The sequence below is a fragment of the Pleurocapsa sp. PCC 7319 genome, from assembly GCF_000332195.1.
Classification (GTDB): domain Bacteria; phylum Cyanobacteriota; class Cyanobacteriia; order Cyanobacteriales; family Xenococcaceae; genus Waterburya.
Window position 1 is genome coordinate 373,075 of the sequence record NZ_KB235919.1, and the last position, 17,869, is coordinate 390,943.

Genomic DNA, 17,869 nt, shown 5'->3' on the forward strand with positions numbered 1-17,869 from the left:
ATTACTAATAGTTTTCCAAAAGCTTGTTAAAGAGCTACTTAAATTTTTAATATTCTTAAAATTCTAACTTCTAATTTATAGGAATAATTGCAATTTATAACTTTTGCGTAGTGACACCGATGATTTTTAAGTTTGTCACTCAACATTACCTATCTCAAGAAAGATGACTTATAAAGTTGGATGAACTAACCTATGGAAATCAATGTATTATCTAGGCTGAAATTATTGAAAATTCATTCTGTTTGTTTTTGTTCGTGAAGATTGACTATTAAAAGGAAAAATAATCGTGTTCTATAACGAAGTAATGCTATTTGCACAAATATTGGTCGAGACTGAGCAAGATTTAGAAGCTATACAAGATGCTTCTTTTATGTTTAATGGACCTCAATTTTTTGCCGCATTGTTAGCAGGTGTGGTGCTAGCTTTTGCTTTTCAATTACTATTTACTAATTTAGGTGTTGCTGCAGGTATTTCTCTAGCTGGCGGTAGCTCCAATTCTTCTCAAAATGACGATAACTCGGGAGGATTGGGTAGCACTATCAAGAAAGTAGGAATGGCAGTAGGTTTAGGGACTCTTATTAGTGTCACCTTAGCTTTATTTATTGCTAGCCTTTTGGCAGTAAAACTGGGCTTATTTGTTGCTCCTCTTTCAGGAGCAATTGTGGGCTTAGTTATTTGGGCAGCTTTTTTTGCTTTAATGATGCTATTTAGCTCTAGAGCAATAGGTTCATTATTGGGTTCAGTAGCCAATACAGCTACCTCCGGTATGCAAGCAATTTTTGGTACGGCGACAGCTGCTTTGGGTGCCGGTGCAGCCAGTAAACAAGTTATTAATACAGCTGAGGCAGCAGCAGCAGCAGTAAAAAGAGAGCTGGGTATGGCAATCGATCCTGTATCCATGCGCGAGAATGTAGAAGATTTCCTACAGTCTGTTAAACCTGCCGGAATCGATTTAGACAGAATTGCTCAAGATTTTGAGCAATTACTAGATGATGAAAATTTACAGGAAATTATCGATAGCGATAGTATTCGTAATGTTGATCGTCAGACCTTTGTTCAATTAGTTAGCGATCGCTCTGACTTATCAAAGAAAGATGCAGAACGTATTGCTACTAAGCTAGAGTCTGTTTGGAATAAGACCACTAACAAGTTATCACCATCAGGCAATCCTCTAGAAAACTTCGCTGGCTACCTCAAAACGGCTACTAAAGAACAGCTTACAGGCACAGATTTTGGTGGTAAGTTGGATTCACTAGTTGGGGAGATGGCAAAAGGTCGACGTTCCCAAACTACTAACCCCATGATTAAAGCTGCTACCTCCTTTGGTGCCAGTAGTCTAGCCAATATAGTTATGGGTCGCACCGACTTATCTGATTTTGACGTTGATAAAATACTCGATCAGCTACAGCAAGTGGGAGGACAAATAGGCGAGCAAACCGATAAGGTGGCATCACAAGTTGGATTGAAAAATAGTCCTGAAACTACTGTTAAGAAAGACATTAGAAATTATTTGGCTAATGCCTATCCTTGGCAACTTAAACAATCTAATTTAGATCGAGAATTTCGTGACCTAATCTACGACCCTGCTGCCGATCCTCAAGCGGTGGCTAGCGATCTTCGACAAATTAACCGTTCTGATTTTGTGGAGCTGCTGAAACAAAAGGGTATGTTATCTCAATATCAGATTCGCAGTACCGCCAATATTTTAGAAGCTATTCGTTTAGAAGTATTAACTACAGCTGAAGCAGCTCATTCTAGAGAAAAAAATATTGAGTTAATGGTAGAAGTAGAAAATTATTTGACTACTACTCCTAAAGAAAACCTGACTCCTGACAAAATTCAAATTGAGTTCAAGCCTATATTAGAGGATTTTGATGCTAGTTATGAAGAGTTAAGTACTCGTCTAGCAGTATTAGATCGTCCAACTTTAGAAAGAATGCTACAGTTGCGTAGCGACATGGATGCAATTGAAGCTTCGGCAATTACTGGGGAATTAGAGATAGCTCGGAATCAAGTTCTCGAAGATAACCGCCAAAATGTTGGTCAGGCTAAAGCAGTTGCTGAAAGACAATGGTTAAAGGTGCAATCTTACCTTCGAGATACAGGTAAGGGAGAACTAAATCCCAACGGGATCAAGCGAGAATTGGAACTGTTACTCAGAGATCCTCAAGCAGGAAGTTCAGCGCTGAGAGCAAGATTAGAGCGTTTTGATCGCGATACCTTAGTTCAACTGTTATCCCAGCGTCAAGATTTAACTGAAGAACAGATCGAAGATACATTAGATACTGTGGAAGGGATCTGGATGCGAGTTACCAATGCACCCCAGAGATTAGCTGGTAAAGCACAAGAACAGTATGATCAAGCAACTTCGGCGATCACTAGTTATCTCCGTCGCACTGGGAAGCCTGAACTTAATCCCAGAGGTATTGAGCGAGATTTAACACTTTTGCTAGATAACCCCAAACTCGGCTCTAAAGCTATTCGTCAGCGATTAGCAGCAATGGATCGTGATACCTTGGTTCAATTACTCGCACAACGTCGAGACTTAAGCCAAGACGACGTAAATCGTGTAATTGATGATGTACAGTCTACTCTTCGTAGTATTGCTAAAGCACCTCGTCGTGCAGCCATTCGTACTCAAGAAAAAATCCAAGATTTCCAAAGTGCGATCGCCGATTATCTCCGTTCTACTGATAAGAGTGAATTGAATCCCTCTGGTATCAAACGAGATATGGAATTACTGTTAAATGATCCTCGTGCTGGTGCCGAAAGTCTTAAAGACAGATTGGCAAAATTTGATCGTGATACTTTAGTCGCACTATTAACCCAGCGAGGAGATATCTCAGAGGGAGATGTTAATCAAGTGGTAGATCAGGTTTTAGAAGTAAGAGATAATGTCTTAGCACAGCTACAAATTGTGCAAGATAAAATCAAATCTACACTTGACCGAATCTTGGCAAAAATTAAAGCTTATCTTAATAGCTTAGATCGTCCTGAATTGGCTTATGAAGGCATCAAGCGAGATATCAATATTTTATTTGATGATCCCCAAGCTGGATTTGAAGCTCTAAAAGATCGCTTTTCCAGTGTCGACCGCAATACCCTAGTTGCTGTGATGAGTTCTCGTGATGATATTTCCCAAGCTGATGCTGACCGAATTATTAGTCAGGTAGAGAGAACACGAGATCGTGCTCTACAACGTGCTGAACGTATTCAAACCGAAGCTGCTATGCGTTTAGAATCGGCTAAGAAACAAGCTGCTATGCAGGTCGAAGAAACTCGGAAAGCGGCTGCTACTGCTTCCTGGTGGTTATTCTTTACTGCTTTAATTTCGGCGATCGCCTCTGCTGCCGCTGGCGCTTTGGGAGTTGTAGGCTAAGTAAGATACGGTTAAAAACCAAAAGTATCAATTTTCCTGGACGTAGTTACTCATTGCTACGTCTTTTTTCTGATTTTAATGGATTTTAGTATTAGCTCCTTTTTTGCTTCAATTTTTCTTGTCGAACTCAGGTTAATTATTCCAGTCAGACAGATGGTAAACAAACTAACACATAACTACCTTTTCCCAACTGACTTGTAACTTCGAGTTGACCTCCATGTTGCTCAATCACGGCTCGGGCAATGGTCAACCCTAATCCCGAACCCTCTGCTACCTTCAGCTTGGCTGCTTCCCCTCGCCAAAAATATTGATAGATATGAGGTAACTCTTCGGGGCTGATCCCCATTCCGGTGTCTCTAATGGAGATGATGACCTCCTCCCCTCGTAATTTCCCTAATACCACTACCTTTCCTCCCGCTTCGGTATACTCAAAGGCATTCTCTAAAAGATTGTTCAATACTTTCGTTAATTTGTTGCTATTGCCCTTGACTGTTAGTTTCTGCTCAATTCTGACTTGAAAATCAATTGACTTTTTGGCTGCTGTGATTTGATACTTCCCTCTCAAATTTTGCAGCAGCAGATTCAACGACACATCCGAAAATTGCAACTCTTCTAAATTTGCCGTTAAGTCTAATCTGATTAAAAATAATAAATCTTCGATTAAACTTCTGAGTTGTTCGACCGCATCATTGATTATTTTCAGTTTTCTCGTATCTGAGGGTTGTATTTTGTCAGTGTGGGTCAACAATATTTCCGTCGCCATGCTGATTCTGGTTAAGGGGGTTCTCAGTTGATGTGATACGTCTGTCGTCATCTGCTTTAACTTGCGAAAACCTTGTTTGACCGGCATAATAGCTTGTTGCGTCAAATAGATGCTGCTCATACTAATGAGTATTAGAGCTAAACTACCTCCCAAAGCCAATCCTAGCTGCAAATTATTACGGATTTGGTCCATTTCCTCGGTCGATTCACTCGCCCGAATATACCCCTCTAACACTACTGTCTGATTCTGTTGACTATCTCCATACATGGCAATCGTTACTGTGCGCACCTGACCCTGGCGTTTAAATAAGGGAAAGTCCTCTGATTTGACCTGCTCACTGATAGTTGTCTTTAACGGGGCTTCCAAAAAGTTCTGTCCTTCTCTAGCCAACAACCGACCCTGACTGTCAAACCACTCTAAACTCTGTTTATGTTCGGCGAACAGCTCTCGCCACGATAATTGTTTCTCGATATTTTCTAGTCCTTCTGTCTTGACGATCCCTAAACTTGGTGCCGCTATTTCCACTAAACTCAGTAGCTCTTGATTTGATTCTTGATCGAGATTACGAATAATAAAAAAATATAAGAATATTTCAGATATACTAATGATTGAGATGGCTACGGTCAAATAAATTATGATTAAACGCCTTGGTGGTAGTGGAAAACCTCTCCTGAGAAGTTGTACGGAAATAGTTATTAATGACATAATCAAGATTCAGCTACTGAATGCTCACGTTTTAAACAGATATCACATCTTTTTATTTATTCTTACCACCATAGATGAAACATAGTTACAAACTCGGAACTAAATCTCGATTAGGGTCACACTTTGGGCAGGCTTGAGCTGTATATTACAGCCGTACCAAGTTGTATTAGGACAAGTTTATTTAATTGCTCGTCAGTAATCAGTAATCAGTAATCAGTAATCAGTAATCAGTAATCAGTAATCAGTAATCAGTAATCAGTAATCAGTAATCAGTAATCAGTAATCAGTAATCAGTAATCAGTAATCAGTAATCAGTAATCAGTGTCCTCATGTAAGTCCGTATTGCTATACCTTGACTACCAATGGTCTTGACTGGCTCTGGTTTTTTTTCTTAGCTACTGACTCTTTCTTTCCTTTCTTTCTCTTTGACTAAGGGTAAGTACACCTTAAAGCACGTCCCCAGCCCCAGCTCACTCTCGACGGTGATTTTTCCTTGATGTTTTTTGACAATCGTTTTGGCGATCGCCAATCCTAATCCTGAACCTTCTGTCTTTTGTTTCCTGACTCTTTCATCTCGCCAAAACCTTTGAAACACATAGCTTAAATTTTCCCGCGCGATGCCGATTCCTGTATCCTGAATCGCGATAACTGCATTCTGCTTCGATTTGGCCAACGACAGATTTACTTCTCCCCCTCTTTCGGTATACTTAATCGCATTGCCTAACAGGTTGGAAAACAATCTATTTAGTTGTGATGCATCTCCTTTGACTAGCAACCGACAATCGAGTTCACATTTAAGCTCTATTTCTTTACTCGATGCTACTGCCATCAATGGCTCTACTAGCTGCGGCAATAGTTGATCGATTCTAATTTCGGCTTTTTCGCTGTAGCTCAGACTGGTATTGGCATCGGTGCGGGCTAAAAATAACAAATCATCTAACAGATATTTCATTTGCTCTGTCGCCCGATTGATGATTTCTAATTTCTTTTTTCCTCCTGAGCTGGCTATCTGTTCGGGATAATTCAACAGTATTTCTGTGGCAAAGCTAATCTTGGTCAGTGGATTGCCTAATTCGTGAGAGGCATCGGCGGCAAACCGCTTCAGCTGCTGAAAGCTCTGTAGGGTCGGTTTGAACGCTTGATGAGTCAGATACACACTACTGAGCCCAATCAGCATGATTCCGGTCACTCCTCCTAACCACAACCCTAATTGCAGTTGATTTAAGGTCGCTTTTAGCTCTCTGGTCGATTCACTTGCCCTGATATAACCTTTCAGCTTTAAGACACTACCTTGGGCTTCATCGGCATAGACCGCGATCGTCACACTCCTGATATTATCTTCGTCTTGGAATAAGAGTGAATTTCTACTCGATGGCGAGGTTAACAGCTTTTTGTAAAACGGTGCTTGAGGAAAAAAATCCCCCACTCGATTCAACGTCTTGCCATCGACTTCAAACCATTCTAAACTCTGTTTCTTGCGCGAAAACAGTTCTTGCCACGCTAGTTCTCGGTCTAAATCTTGTTTTCCTTCTTCTTTGACTATGTCCAGACTCGGCGCTGCCGCATGAGCTAAGGTGATCAGTTCTTGGTTTAACTGTTGCTCGAGACTTCTGGCAAAGAATAGATACAATGATGTTGCCGACACGCCAAATATGGCCGCCATGACTGCCAAGTAACCCAGCATTAGGCGTCGGCGTATTTCAGGAAAATCCTGGTTGGAGATTTTGTTTGAGACGGTAACCCAATCCATAAACGGTTTCAATAAAATCATCCGCAGCTCCAGCTTTCGACAGTTTCTTTCTCAAACGTCTCATGTGAGCCTTAACTGTATTTTCATCCGGTGGCTCCTCAAATGACCAGAGATTATCTAAGATCTTGCTCCGACTCAATAAATTACCACCGTTGCGCAGAAACAGCTCTAATAAACCGTATTCTTTAGGAGTTAGTTTTAATCCTTTACCCCCATATGACACTTTACAGGTATTGGAATCGAGGCACAAGTCTCCCCACTGTAATATTGGCGATACAGAGATGGTTTTCCGCCTTAATAAGGCTCTGATTCTGGCGAGTAATTCGCCTAATTTATAGGGTTTGACGACATAGTCATCGGCTCCGGCATCGAGACCGTCGATTTGATCTTCGGTGGCATCTTTGGCGGTTAACATCATCACCGGCATTTGATATTTTTTGGCTCTCAATTGCCGACACAGCTCCACACCATTTAGTTTCGGTAACATCACATCGAGCAATACTAAGTCGTAATCACACGATTCGACAAAATCTCTTCCTTCTTCGCCGTCGCTGGCGACATCGACTAGATATTGTTCGTCACTCAATACTTCGCTGAGTAATTCACTTATTTCGCGATCGTCTTCGACTAACAACAGTTTCATGATTTATCTCTTTTTTTCTTAACTACACTACGAGGGACAAACTGATCTTCAATTGGTGTTATGTCTGCTACTTGCTTCTCAAATAGTCGCTTGTTTACTTTACGGTAATCTTTGGCCTGTTCTCAGCAGCTCACTCTATAACAACAATTTTTGGAGAGGCTCTGATTCCAACTGCTCATTTTAAGTCAGAAAGCTGCAATCTCATTCATCGCCTTATTCACAAGACGATTAAATTGAACCAACGAGACGACTTTCCCTTTACGCTGAAACTTAAACTATATCAGTCATTGATGGAAAACATCTCGTCAAGCCAAGTACGAGAGCAGTTTTAGATTATGATTTAATTGTAAAAAACTCGATAACTATAATTAACTATCATTAATTTCATCAATTATTAGTTATTTTTTGCCTTCTTTCTCTCATGATTATCGTTTTTAACCTTCCTGAGGAGACAGTTTTTATATTTTAAGTAAGTAGGCAAAATAATCTATAAAATCTGATAGCGAAATTTTTCCCCAAATCCTCAATTTCAGTTTTGCCATTTTATATTCAATTTCAACCAGTTACCTGTCTTTAAGATTATCTGCCTGACATTTTTACCAGTTTGTTACTTTTTTGTTCCGAGTTCGTTACTTTGATCGGTTTATTCTAAAGACGGAAATTAATTTCCACTGCGTCTATCCCTATTGCTATCTAGTCTAGAGGAATAATTTTTTGGTTATGACTTCTTCTTTATCTCAACTCACTAACTCCCAAAACCATTCTCACTCTATTCCCCATTACCGCCATCGCTCAATCATGACTCAAATTGCTAACGGTCGTCATGTTGTTGCTGGTGCCATTATTAACTCTCAAGTCACCGCTAACTGTTTACCCTCTGTTAATTCTGTTCAGCGCCGTAGACGCTCCAAGGCTGCTCGTCAAAAACTGTTTAATGGTAATTTTCTCTCTGTCGTTACCACTACCTCTTCCACTACTACTCAAAATAATAAAAATCATATTGTGGCCGATAGTTATCTCGCTGCCTGAAGCATAACCAGCTTGTTTTTAATAGCGATTTTTTCCCTTTAATTGTAATTTAATCTAACTTTTACCAACATAATGTCATCTGGCTTTTTCCAACGTAAATCTCCTTTGAGCCAACTCAAAGACCAATTTTTTGGCAACCCTGAGCAATCTCTCAAGACTGCTTATGAGGCTGCTTCTAAAATTAAGACGATTGAAAACCACTATTTCAGTGGCTATCGTGTCCCCATTGAATCTCTACAAAATGACCGCTTACAGGCTGAGGTCCTAGAAAATCTGGAGATTTTGCAAGCTGGAGTGGACCAATTCAACTCTAGCAGTTCCGCCTCGGGCAAACTCGGTTCCAATCATCTCGAGAAACTGATTTTTGCTGAAGGGATTTTAGCTAACTATAATCAATCTGGCTCTCCTGCTGCCTTGGTTCCCCTCTCTGAGCCTCCGACATCTGGCTCCTCCTTATCTACTAATCAGGTAGTCGATGTCCCCTCCAGCACTACCCCCATCTCTCCACCCCGAGCCCGCACTCAGCAGCCTCGTAATGTTTCTAACCCGGTTAATAACTTTTTAAACACTGGCTCGGTTGGTAAAACTTTTGACAAGATTAAAAATGACTTCAATCCCAAGTCTGAGCAAGAGGTGGTCAATGAGTTTCGCCGTTCTCGTGCCATGACTAAAGTCGCAGTGCGGCTATTAGCCTTACTGATTGTGATCCCGATTTTGACTCAGCAAGTCTCCAAGCATTTTGTGATTGCACCTATCGTCCAGGAGTATCGTGGTGACACTCCGGTTTCTCTCGATGAGTTAAATTCCGAATGGCGCGAAGAAGCACTCATGGAGCTTAATGCCTATGAAGAAGAGCTAAAGATGGAGCATATGTTCAAAGGTGTTCCTCCTATTGCTCCTGAAGTTCTCGAAGAGAAAGTTCAAGAGGAAGCTAATGAAATTGCTACTACTTACCATCGTAAAAATATCAATTCCATTAGTAATGTCTTCGCTGATTTTGTCGGTCTATTTGCCTTTGCCCTGGTGCTCTTAATTCGGCGCCGAGATATTGAGACTCTCAAGTCCTTTGTGGACAATATTATCTACGGTTTGAGTGATAGTGCCAAAGCCTTTGCCATTATTCTGTTTACCGATATGTTTGTCGGTTTCCACTCTCCTCATGGTTGGGAAGTTCTCTTGGAGAGTATGGCTAATCACTTAGGTGTTGCCGCTAATCATAGTGCTATTTCCCTGTTTATTGCGACGGTGCCGGTGGTGATGGATACTATTGTCAAGTACTGGATCTTTAGATATCTCAGTCAAATGTCTGCTTCCACTGTTGCTACTCTCAAGGAAATGGATGATTAATTTTGTTCCATCTTTCTTCAATTGCTTTCTCTCAAGTGGTTACTAGTAGATTAATAATTTAGATCGGCAACGTTTTAAAGTTAACTTGATAGAATAGCGTAGGCGATTCATTAACGAATCGCTTTTTTACTTAGCTAAAGCCATAGTTTCTACATCTCCACCAGTTTGTTTCCAAGCTTGAATTACAGCTTCACAACGTTCGAGATCTGATTCTGCGAGAAAGCATTGGCAGTCAAGACTCTCTGCTAGTAGAAGAAATGCAGGATCGGGAACAAAAGCCATAAATACTATTTCTTTACTTTCAGTATAAAGTTCTAAAGCATTACGTAATAATTCTCGTAATAGCCTTAAATCAATATCTTTATAACTACTAGAAAGAGTTAGAGAAGAATTTATTTTTCGCTCGATTTTTCCCCAATGCCAATTATGGTTAGGTGGAAAAGCAACAGCCAAAGCAATTTTCTGAGGTAATTGATTTTGAAACTGCTGTGAATTAGGTTCTCCATAGTAAAGCTTATGATTACCTAATCGCCACCACTTCTCATATTGCAGCGATTTGGAATCAGTAGATAAGGATAGATTTACAGTTTTTTGAGTAGTAGTTCTTGTAGGTTTCTCAGATAAGGGAGAATAAACTTCAAGAACTTTCTGCTGATTAAGTCGTTGCGACAAGATATGTGAATCTACTACATTAGTAGGTAGCACATGAGAATCTTTGGTGCTTTCTTTTCTATCTGTTATAACCAACTGAGATTTCCCAGATGATAAAGGCTGTTCAGTAGACTCTGATTTTAACTTAGCCAACTTATTTTGATGCTTTTGCTTAATCTGTTTAGAAACTGTGTAACTTATTTTTTTGCCAGCTTTAGCTAAAATAATTGCCTCTTTTCTAGCAGCCTCAGGGGTTGAAGGAGCTGCTAGCTCGTAAAGTGCCGAAGGTGCAAAGGTGTCCAAATTTTGGACATCAGAAAACTGTTTGGCGACATTTTCAAAAGAATTTGCTGTTGATTTACCCCAATTAAATTCAGCCTCAATCCACTTTCTGTATTGCCCATGACCCAAGCACTTTTTAACTTTGATTAACCTTTGACCGATCTCAATAATATCCTGAGCTGTTCGCTTCATCAGCGAACGGATTTCTCCAGTTTGCAGCTGTACAAAACTCAAGGTTTCAGGATCCAAGTTGGAATAATCGAAACTTTCATGAGATAAGACTTTGATCGATAAATTGGAAGACATAAAACTTGATTATGCTATCGAAACCAATGTAACTATGTAAGCAAAAATACGTATTGGATTGCTAGACATCTATCAGCATAACTGCTTAACATCTTTTATGGTTAATTATGGGAATCTAATCAATGCCCATAGTTTTATTTTTGTGATCCAAAAAGCAAAAAGTTATAGGATCAACTATGAGCATATTGCTAATATATCTGTTACTGATACTGGCTCAGAACCTTCCAGAGTCATCATATGCAGTATCTTTAGACCCTGTAACAGTAAATATCCCTAAAATCCATTTTAATTGGCTTATAAAAGACTTAGTTCCTGATTTTTGTGGCATATTGACTTATTGAACCTAAAAACAAAAATTTGTGAGCTAGATTTTGATAATGTCGAAATGTTAATTTTTATTACTATTAAAAACAATTGTTTGAAATATTAAAAGTTAAAAAATGAATAAATATAGTTTTGAATCTGCCATCCGCCAACTTCAGAAAAAGCTTCACTTAGTACCGATAGCCAATTCATTTTTAAACATAATAGCGAAGAATTAATGATTAATTGAGAATTGCCCAGGTCGCGAGAACTAAAATTCAATCATCTCCTTTGCTTACAAATAAATCTTCTAACATAGTGTACAGAACAGGAACCAGAATGAGACTAAGTAGGCTAGAAGTAATTAAACCACCAATAATGGTGACTGCCATTGGTTGACGTAATTCTGATCCTGCCCCCCAACCCAAAGCGATAGGCATCATTCCTAAAATTGTCGAAGCAGTAGTCATTAAAATGGGTCTTAGACGTACCATTCCCGTCTCTAAAATTGCTTTAGTGCGACTTAAACCCGATTTACGTAGCTGATTGGTATAGTCCATCAGTAACAGGGCATTTTTATCTAATAAACCTAGGAGAAAAATAACCCCAATTAAAGATATCATGCCAAAATCACTTTGAGTTAATAACAGAGCCAATACTGCGCCGATAATAGATAAAGGCAAACATAGACCTACTACTATTGGTTCTAATATTCTACCGAAAGGTAAGATTAACAATAACAACATACTGATAACAGATAAACTCAATGTACCAGCAAAATCTTGTAAAATATCACTACTGAGAGCAGAATCTCCTGATAATTCTATTTTTACTCCTTCTGGAATTATTGAACGTGCTATGGCTACTACTTCTGCCGTACCATCTCCAATAGCCTTGCCTTGACTAAGATTGGCATTAAGATAAACTACTCTTTGGCCGTGAAAATGTTCAATTTTGGCAGGTAAAGCGCCATTAATTTCTGACCCTGTAATCGTAACATCAACAAATTCTGGTAACTGTTGAACACGATCTTTTAAGATTTGAGCAGAGTCATTAAGGCTAACTAGATCTTTTCCTACCAAGGCAATTTGTAAGTTTTGTTGGTTTTCTATTTCTATAAAGGGAATATTTTCGACGCTTATAACTGCTTGAGGTATATCAGCTAAAGCAATTCGTAATTTTTCTTGTACTTGAGCAGTGTTGAGCAAGCGATCGCTTTTGAGCTTGACATAAAATTTGCCTTGATTAGGTTCGCCTTTAATTCCCACAATATTGTAGGTGGACTCTACTTCTGGTAGAGATAAGATGATTGGTTCAATTTGTTCTCCAACTCTTAAAGTTCTTCGGAGTAGTATTTTTTCTGGCGATCGCGCAAGATCACTTAACCAGGTAAAATTCTTTGATTTCTGACGAGCTGAATTTTGTCTGTTTACAGCATTATTCACTGGAGAGCTTGATGAGAGTTTCGGTAACGGAGTTCTATAAATGACGTTAAACTCTCCTCGGTCCAATTGAGGAATAAAACCCTTGGGAACATAGGGGATTAAAGCAATACCAATAGCAAAACTAGTTACGGCTATTCCTAAAACAATTTGTCGATGAGATAAAGACCAGTTGAGTAATCGACGATAGTAAATAGAAAATAAACCAAAAAGATGAGGAGTTTTAGGTTGTATTTCTTGGTTATTGATGTCTTCTCGCTTTTTTTTCTTAGTTTTTCTCAGCCAATAAACAGCTAAAACAGGAGTAAGAGTACGAGCAACCAATAAAGAAGTAATAACTGCGACAGAAACAGTCAAACCAAAGGGTTTGAAAAACTGTCCTACATCGTTGTTCATTAGTGCTATGGGCAAAAAAACAGCAACAATGGTTAAGGTAGAAACAGAAACAGTAAAGCCAATTTCGCGAGTAGCCAGAATAACAGCTTCCTTTACTGGATATCCAGTATCAAGATAGCGGACAATGTTTTCTACTTCTACGATCGCATCGTCAACTATGATACCAATAGTTAAGGCTAAAGCGAGTAAGGTAATTGTTTCTAAGTTAAACCCTGCTATTGCCATAACGATAAAAGTACCTAACAAGGAGATCGGAATAGCTAAAGCAGTAATTAGAGTCGCCGTAAAACTACGTAAAAAACCAAAGATGACAATAATAGCCAGTAAAATTGCTAACCACAGCACATCTATAGTTGCTTGGGTTGCTTCGCGAATATAATCTGCTTGAGTTTGAGCTAAGTTTATTTGTACTTCGGGTAGTTTTTCTTGCCAAGATTGAATCGCAATCTCTACGTGTTCAACAATCTCCAGAGTATTAGCTTGACTATCTTTGACTATCTCAATGGCTATAGCATTTTTTTGCTCAAAACTTACTAAAGTAGGAAAATCAATTTTTTGTTCTTTAGCAATACCAGTAGAATCGCCCAAAAGATTTACTTTTAAGACCCCTTCGAGTTGATTCAGAGAGGGAATTATTTTCGTTTTGGCAATTTGATTGAGCTCAGCTAAAGTTTTACTATCACTGGTTAGAGTGTAACTAACAGCCTTCGATTCATTTAAGTTAAACGGAATAATCTCCCAAGTAGTTGCAGCAGGAAGATTTGCTTGCTTAACTATCTCTCGGGTATCTTTGGTGGCTAATTCTAGATTAATACCGGGATCGAATATCGCCGTAACAATGCTTTGTTTTGCATAGGTAGAAGAAATAAACTCATCTAGTCCTGACAGAGATTGTAAAGACCTCTCCAAAGGAATTGTTACTTGTTCTTCTGTAGCGATAATCGTTTCTAAAGGTGCTTGCACTTTGACCAACACTACAGGAAAAGTGATATCAGGAAAAAGAGCATACTTAAGTGAAGTAAAAGCTAATATACCTGTGACAACAACCGCTAACCAAAAACTTAAGGTAAGACGAGGATGAGCAATTGCAAATAGAGATAAATTGAAACGATCTCTGAGAAATACTAACCTACGTGACTTGACTATGGGCATAAACTAAATGAGCTTAAGTTTAGAGATTCTATCTTTAAGCTAAAATTTTACTCTTTAATACACTTCTTACTTTCTACATCCTAATTCAGTTTTTAAAGTTTTTTCGTTCACCAAGGCTGTTGCCTTGGTCTGAAGCCCAGTCTTTCAAGACGGAATGAGTTTGGGAGAGGTTTAAATCCTCGCACCATTCTTGTCACTATTCCCTATTCCCTATTCCCTGTTCCCTTTAAACTTGTTTGGGGACTGAAACAAAAACTAATTACTATAGTTTCGGACATTACTACTCTTGATAGAGTCAAGAATTCTTAAAATTTATTTACAATATAGATAAATCAAGGAGATAGTAGTTATGGATAGCTTAGAAAACAATCTTTCTATAGAGCAAGAGTTGAATCACAGAATATTTAGCGATCGCGCGAAACAATTATCCCGTGAAGATGCTCAAGAATTGCTAATACAGATGCATAAACAAATGATGTTTAAAGATAATCTCTATAAAGAATTATTTTTAAGCCAGGAAAAAGATATTGTCGATGCTCTGTTTGGGGCAAAGAAGAATTGAATAGTCTTGATCTTGCGTCCGTACTTAAACTTCTTTCACCCAAGGAAGAAGTTTATTTTTATAGCTACAGAAAGATGCGTGCTGTCCTTTTAAGTTGCTAAATATAACTAGGTAATAAAAAATTTCACCAAATCAAAAATTCAAATAGAATGAAGGGATTAAAGGGTAAAAACGTATTGGTTACGGGGGCAACTTCCGGTATTGGACAAGCGATCGCCGCCTATTTTGCTCAAGAAGGTGCTAATGTAGCTCTAAACTATCGTAATGATCCAGATAAGCTTGACGATACAAAAGAGTTAATCGATCAAATGTGTAATCAAGTTAAGGGTTGCGGTGGAAAGGAATTACCAGTTGAAGGAGATGTCTCGAAAGAAGCAGACATTATTAGAATGTGCAATGAGGTTATAGAAAAACTGGGTAGCCTCGACATTTTAATTAACAATGCAGGCATTCAAACCGCAGCTCCTTCTCATGAATTAGAAACTTCTGATTTTGATAAAGTAATCGAAGTTAATCTGCGAGGTGCTTATCTTTGTGCTAGAGAAACCATCAAACATTTTATAAATCGAGGTCATAGTGGTATTATTATTAATGTTTCTAGCGTTCATGAAATTATTCCTAGACCTAACTATGTAAGTTATTCTATGAGTAAAGGTGCAATGGAAAATATGACCAAAACCTTAGCTTTAGAATACGCACCTCATGGTATTCGGATTAATGCAATTGCTCCTGGTGCTACTGCCACACCAATTAATAGCTGGACAGATAATCCTCAAAAAAGAAAAGAAGTAGAAAGTCATATTCCGATGGGTAGAGCAGGGACTCCCGAAGAAATGGCAGCAATTACAGCCTTTTTGGCCTCTGATGATGCGGCATATATCACTGGTCAAACTCTATTTGTTGATGGAGGTCTTACTCTATATCCAGACTTTCTTAAACCTTGGTCTGCGGGAGAATAATTTTTAGGAAACTAAGCAAGTAGGACTCCATTATCTTTTGAATCTAACTCCAATATTTAGCAGCAAAAAGTATAAGTAGGTAGGCAGAATAATCTATAAAACCATACTATTAAGCTGTTTCTCTATTCCCTATTTCCTGTTCCCTTCTTACGAAGTTTGCTCAAGCGGGGGAACCCCGCCACCGCAACTTCGCGCTGTTCCCTATTCTCTTGCCGTAGGCATTTTATATTTAATTGTACCTACCTACTTATTTCCATATCAATAAATACAAATTACTCAAATATACAAATATAGAAACAAAACATATTATGGCAAGTAACTCTAATAACACTGTCCGAAACTATTTAAAAGAAATTGCTCGTACCCCTTTATTGTCAGCGGAAGAAGAAGTCAAGCTTGCTAATCAAATTCAAGCAATGTTAGCTTTGCAAGATAAAAAAGATTTAACTCCCGAAGAGAGGAAAATTATTTACCAAGGGGAAAAAGCAAAACAAAAAATGGTGCAAGCCAATTTACGTTTAGTAGTTTCTATTGCTAAAAAATATCACAATCGTGGTTTATCAATGCTCGATTTAATTCAAGAAGGTAGTATTGGTTTGATGAGAGCAGCAGAAAAGTTTGATGCCACTAAGGGTTATAAGTTTTCAACCTACAGCTATTGGTGGATTAGACAAGCGATGACTAGAGCAATTGCTAATCACGCCAGGACGATTCGTTTACCAATTCATATTACTCAAGATCTAAATAAAATTAAGAAAGTAACTCGTCAACTATCGCAAGATTTGGGTCGAAAACCCAATGATCTCGAAATTTCCCAAGAGCTAGGTATAGATCTCAAAAAGCTAAGATCTCTGGCGCAATCGGCTAGAATTACTAGACCCAAAAGTCTGAATATTACTATTGATGAGAATCAGACTGAGTTAGGACAAATTTTAGCTGATGATTCTACCTCTCCTTCAGATTTTATAATCAATCAAGAAGTTAACTCACAAATTCAAAAACTATTAAATAGCCTATCCCCCAAACAAAGAAATATCATTACTCTACGCTATGGCTTAAATGACGGTAAAACCATGACCTATGAACAAATAGGCGAACTCTGCGGTGTTAGCCGTGAGAGAGTTAGGCAAATTACAAATAAAGCTATGAAATTACTTAAGAAAAGAGCGTTGCAACAGTCAATTTTGGCAGGATAATTTAACAATGATTCAATTTAATGCTATTCTCCATTGGTAAAATCATCAAGCATCTAAAGTTATCTTGATTTTGATTTTAGTTATTTCTCTAGTTTGAGATAATTAAACTAAGAGGGGTGCTTAGTATAGCGAAAATATATTTAAACTAAGGCAACAATCTAAAAATTATGAACCATGAAGATTTTATACGCGAAGCACTTATAGAGGCTAAAAAAGGTGACTTGCCCTATGGTGCTGTGATAGTTAAAGGGAATAAAATTGTGATTCGTAGTTACAATACAGCCCAGACAGACAATGATGTTTCGGCACATGGAGAGATAAATGCTTTGCGAGCTTTTACTAAGAAATATGGTTATTCGTTAGACGCACTGGAAAACCATACTCTTTATACTACTTGTGAACCATGTCCTATGTGTGCGGCAGCCTGTGTTTGGGCAGGAGTTTCTCAAATAGTTTTTGGTGCATCTACAGAACAACTGCTCGATTTAGGTACAAAACAAATTGATCTAGCTTGTAAAACTGTCGTTGAGAAAAGTTTTCAGAATATAGAGGTAATTGGTGGGATCATGGCTGATGACTGTTTAAAACTATTTAAACAACTTTAGAAGAGAATAAAGTCATTGCTAATTTTAGTGCTATAAACAAAATAATATAGCTCTAAAAACCTATTTTAAAGCTATATTATTCTTTCTGATATTAATTTTAAGCTTAGATTACACCAGGACCTTTGCCACCAGGAGTATTCACTTCTTCAATTTCTTTAGCACGCTGCTCTTTTTCCGCCTCTAAAATTTCTTTGCGATCGCCTGGTTCTTCATAATACATTTCAGGCTCGACTGCATAATTGTTAGCCAGCCCTTCTTTATCTACTGTTTGACCAGGATTAGAGGCTTGCTTAAAGTCTTCCCCTTCTCTTTCCATCCTGGCAGCAGTTTCTGCTGAGGTAATGGCACGATCATAATTAGCATCGTCGGGTGTTTTATTTTCCATTATTTTTATCTCCA

13 protein-coding genes are annotated in these 17,869 nt (G+C 38.5%); 7 read left to right on the forward strand and 6 right to left on the reverse strand.

Features of this window, described 5'->3' with window-relative positions; genetic code table 11:
• The first annotated feature begins 304 nt into the window (after positions 1 to 304).
• Complete coding sequence (locus PLEUR7319_RS42460) at positions 305 to 3,379, forward strand: hypothetical protein (protein WP_019503730.1); 3,075 nt, start codon at positions 305 to 307, stop codon at positions 3,377 to 3,379.
• A 145-nt stretch (positions 3,380 to 3,524) separates the two neighbouring features.
• Here the strand turns inward: PLEUR7319_RS42460 and PLEUR7319_RS0103015 are convergent, their stop codons facing one another.
• The 3 genes from PLEUR7319_RS0103015 to PLEUR7319_RS0103025 all read right to left on the reverse strand — a co-directional run bounded on the left by PLEUR7319_RS0103015 (position 3,525) and on the right by PLEUR7319_RS0103025 (position 7,240).
• Complete coding sequence (locus tag PLEUR7319_RS0103015; RefSeq protein ID WP_237743499.1) at positions 3,525 to 4,847, reverse strand: cell wall metabolism sensor histidine kinase WalK; 1,323 nt, start codon at positions 4,845 to 4,847, stop codon at positions 3,525 to 3,527.
• 391 nt (positions 4,848 to 5,238) lie between these two features.
• Positions 5,239 to 6,597 carry a cell wall metabolism sensor histidine kinase WalK gene (locus tag PLEUR7319_RS34030; RefSeq protein ID WP_051044368.1) on the reverse strand — a complete coding sequence of 453 codons (1,359 nt, stop codon included), beginning with the start codon at positions 6,595 to 6,597 and terminating at the stop codon, positions 5,239 to 5,241.
• On the reverse strand, positions 6,548 to 7,240 hold the full coding sequence (locus PLEUR7319_RS0103025; RefSeq protein WP_019503733.1) for a response regulator transcription factor: 693 nt from the start codon (positions 7,238 to 7,240) through the stop codon (positions 6,548 to 6,550). Before PLEUR7319_RS0103025 ends, PLEUR7319_RS34030 begins: the two co-directional genes overlap by 50 nt.
• 720 nt (positions 7,241 to 7,960) lie before the next feature.
• On the opposite strand from PLEUR7319_RS0103025, the gene PLEUR7319_RS0103030 reads away from it, so the two are divergent.
• Together PLEUR7319_RS0103030 and PLEUR7319_RS0103035 are read left to right on the forward strand one after the other, a co-directional pair.
• On the forward strand, positions 7,961 to 8,269 hold the full coding sequence (locus tag PLEUR7319_RS0103030) for a hypothetical protein (RefSeq protein WP_019503734.1): 309 nt from the start codon (positions 7,961 to 7,963) through the stop codon (positions 8,267 to 8,269).
• A gap of 72 nt (positions 8,270 to 8,341) precedes the next feature.
• On the forward strand, positions 8,342 to 9,616 hold the full coding sequence (locus tag PLEUR7319_RS0103035) for a hypothetical protein (protein ID WP_019503735.1): 1,275 nt from the start codon (positions 8,342 to 8,344) through the stop codon (positions 9,614 to 9,616).
• Between the two features lie 126 nt (positions 9,617 to 9,742).
• Here PLEUR7319_RS0103035 and PLEUR7319_RS37730 read toward each other — a convergent pair whose 3' ends face one another.
• Together PLEUR7319_RS37730 and PLEUR7319_RS0103050 are read right to left on the reverse strand one after the other, a co-directional pair.
• Positions 9,743 to 10,855 carry a DUF3102 domain-containing protein gene (locus PLEUR7319_RS37730; protein WP_019503736.1) on the reverse strand — a complete coding sequence of 371 codons (1,113 nt, stop codon included), beginning with the start codon at positions 10,853 to 10,855 and terminating at the stop codon, positions 9,743 to 9,745.
• Positions 10,856 to 11,436: 581 nt separating this feature from the next.
• A complete protein-coding gene (locus PLEUR7319_RS0103050) occupies positions 11,437 to 14,148 on the reverse strand; it encodes an efflux RND transporter permease subunit (protein ID WP_019503738.1) in 2,712 nt (903 codons plus the stop codon).
• Between the two features lie 349 nt (positions 14,149 to 14,497).
• Here PLEUR7319_RS0103050 and PLEUR7319_RS0103055 point away from each other — a divergent pair, with 349 nt between their 5' ends.
• The 4 genes from PLEUR7319_RS0103055 to PLEUR7319_RS0103070 all read left to right on the forward strand — a co-directional run bounded on the left by PLEUR7319_RS0103055 (position 14,498) and on the right by PLEUR7319_RS0103070 (position 17,470).
• Positions 14,498 to 14,710 (forward strand): NblA/ycf18 family protein, encoded by a 213-nt coding sequence (locus PLEUR7319_RS0103055; protein WP_019503739.1) that lies wholly within the window; start codon positions 14,498 to 14,500, stop codon positions 14,708 to 14,710.
• A 149-nt stretch (positions 14,711 to 14,859) separates the two neighbouring features.
• Complete coding sequence (locus PLEUR7319_RS0103060; RefSeq protein ID WP_019503740.1) at positions 14,860 to 15,669, forward strand: glucose 1-dehydrogenase; 810 nt, start codon at positions 14,860 to 14,862, stop codon at positions 15,667 to 15,669.
• Between the two features lie 308 nt (positions 15,670 to 15,977).
• Positions 15,978 to 16,865 carry a sigma-70 family RNA polymerase sigma factor gene (locus PLEUR7319_RS0103065; RefSeq protein WP_019503741.1) on the forward strand — a complete coding sequence of 296 codons (888 nt, stop codon included), beginning with the start codon at positions 15,978 to 15,980 and terminating at the stop codon, positions 16,863 to 16,865.
• A gap of 167 nt (positions 16,866 to 17,032) precedes the next feature.
• A complete protein-coding gene (locus tag PLEUR7319_RS0103070; RefSeq protein ID WP_019503742.1) occupies positions 17,033 to 17,470 on the forward strand; it encodes a nucleoside deaminase in 438 nt (145 codons plus the stop codon).
• A 103-nt stretch (positions 17,471 to 17,573) separates the two neighbouring features.
• Here PLEUR7319_RS0103070 and PLEUR7319_RS0103075 read toward each other — a convergent pair whose 3' ends face one another.
• The gene (locus PLEUR7319_RS0103075) at positions 17,574 to 17,855 is read right to left on the reverse strand and encodes a hypothetical protein (RefSeq protein WP_019503743.1); all 282 of its coding nucleotides are present in this window, start codon (positions 17,853 to 17,855) and stop codon (positions 17,574 to 17,576) included.
• Positions 17,856 to 17,869 lie beyond the last annotated feature (14 nt).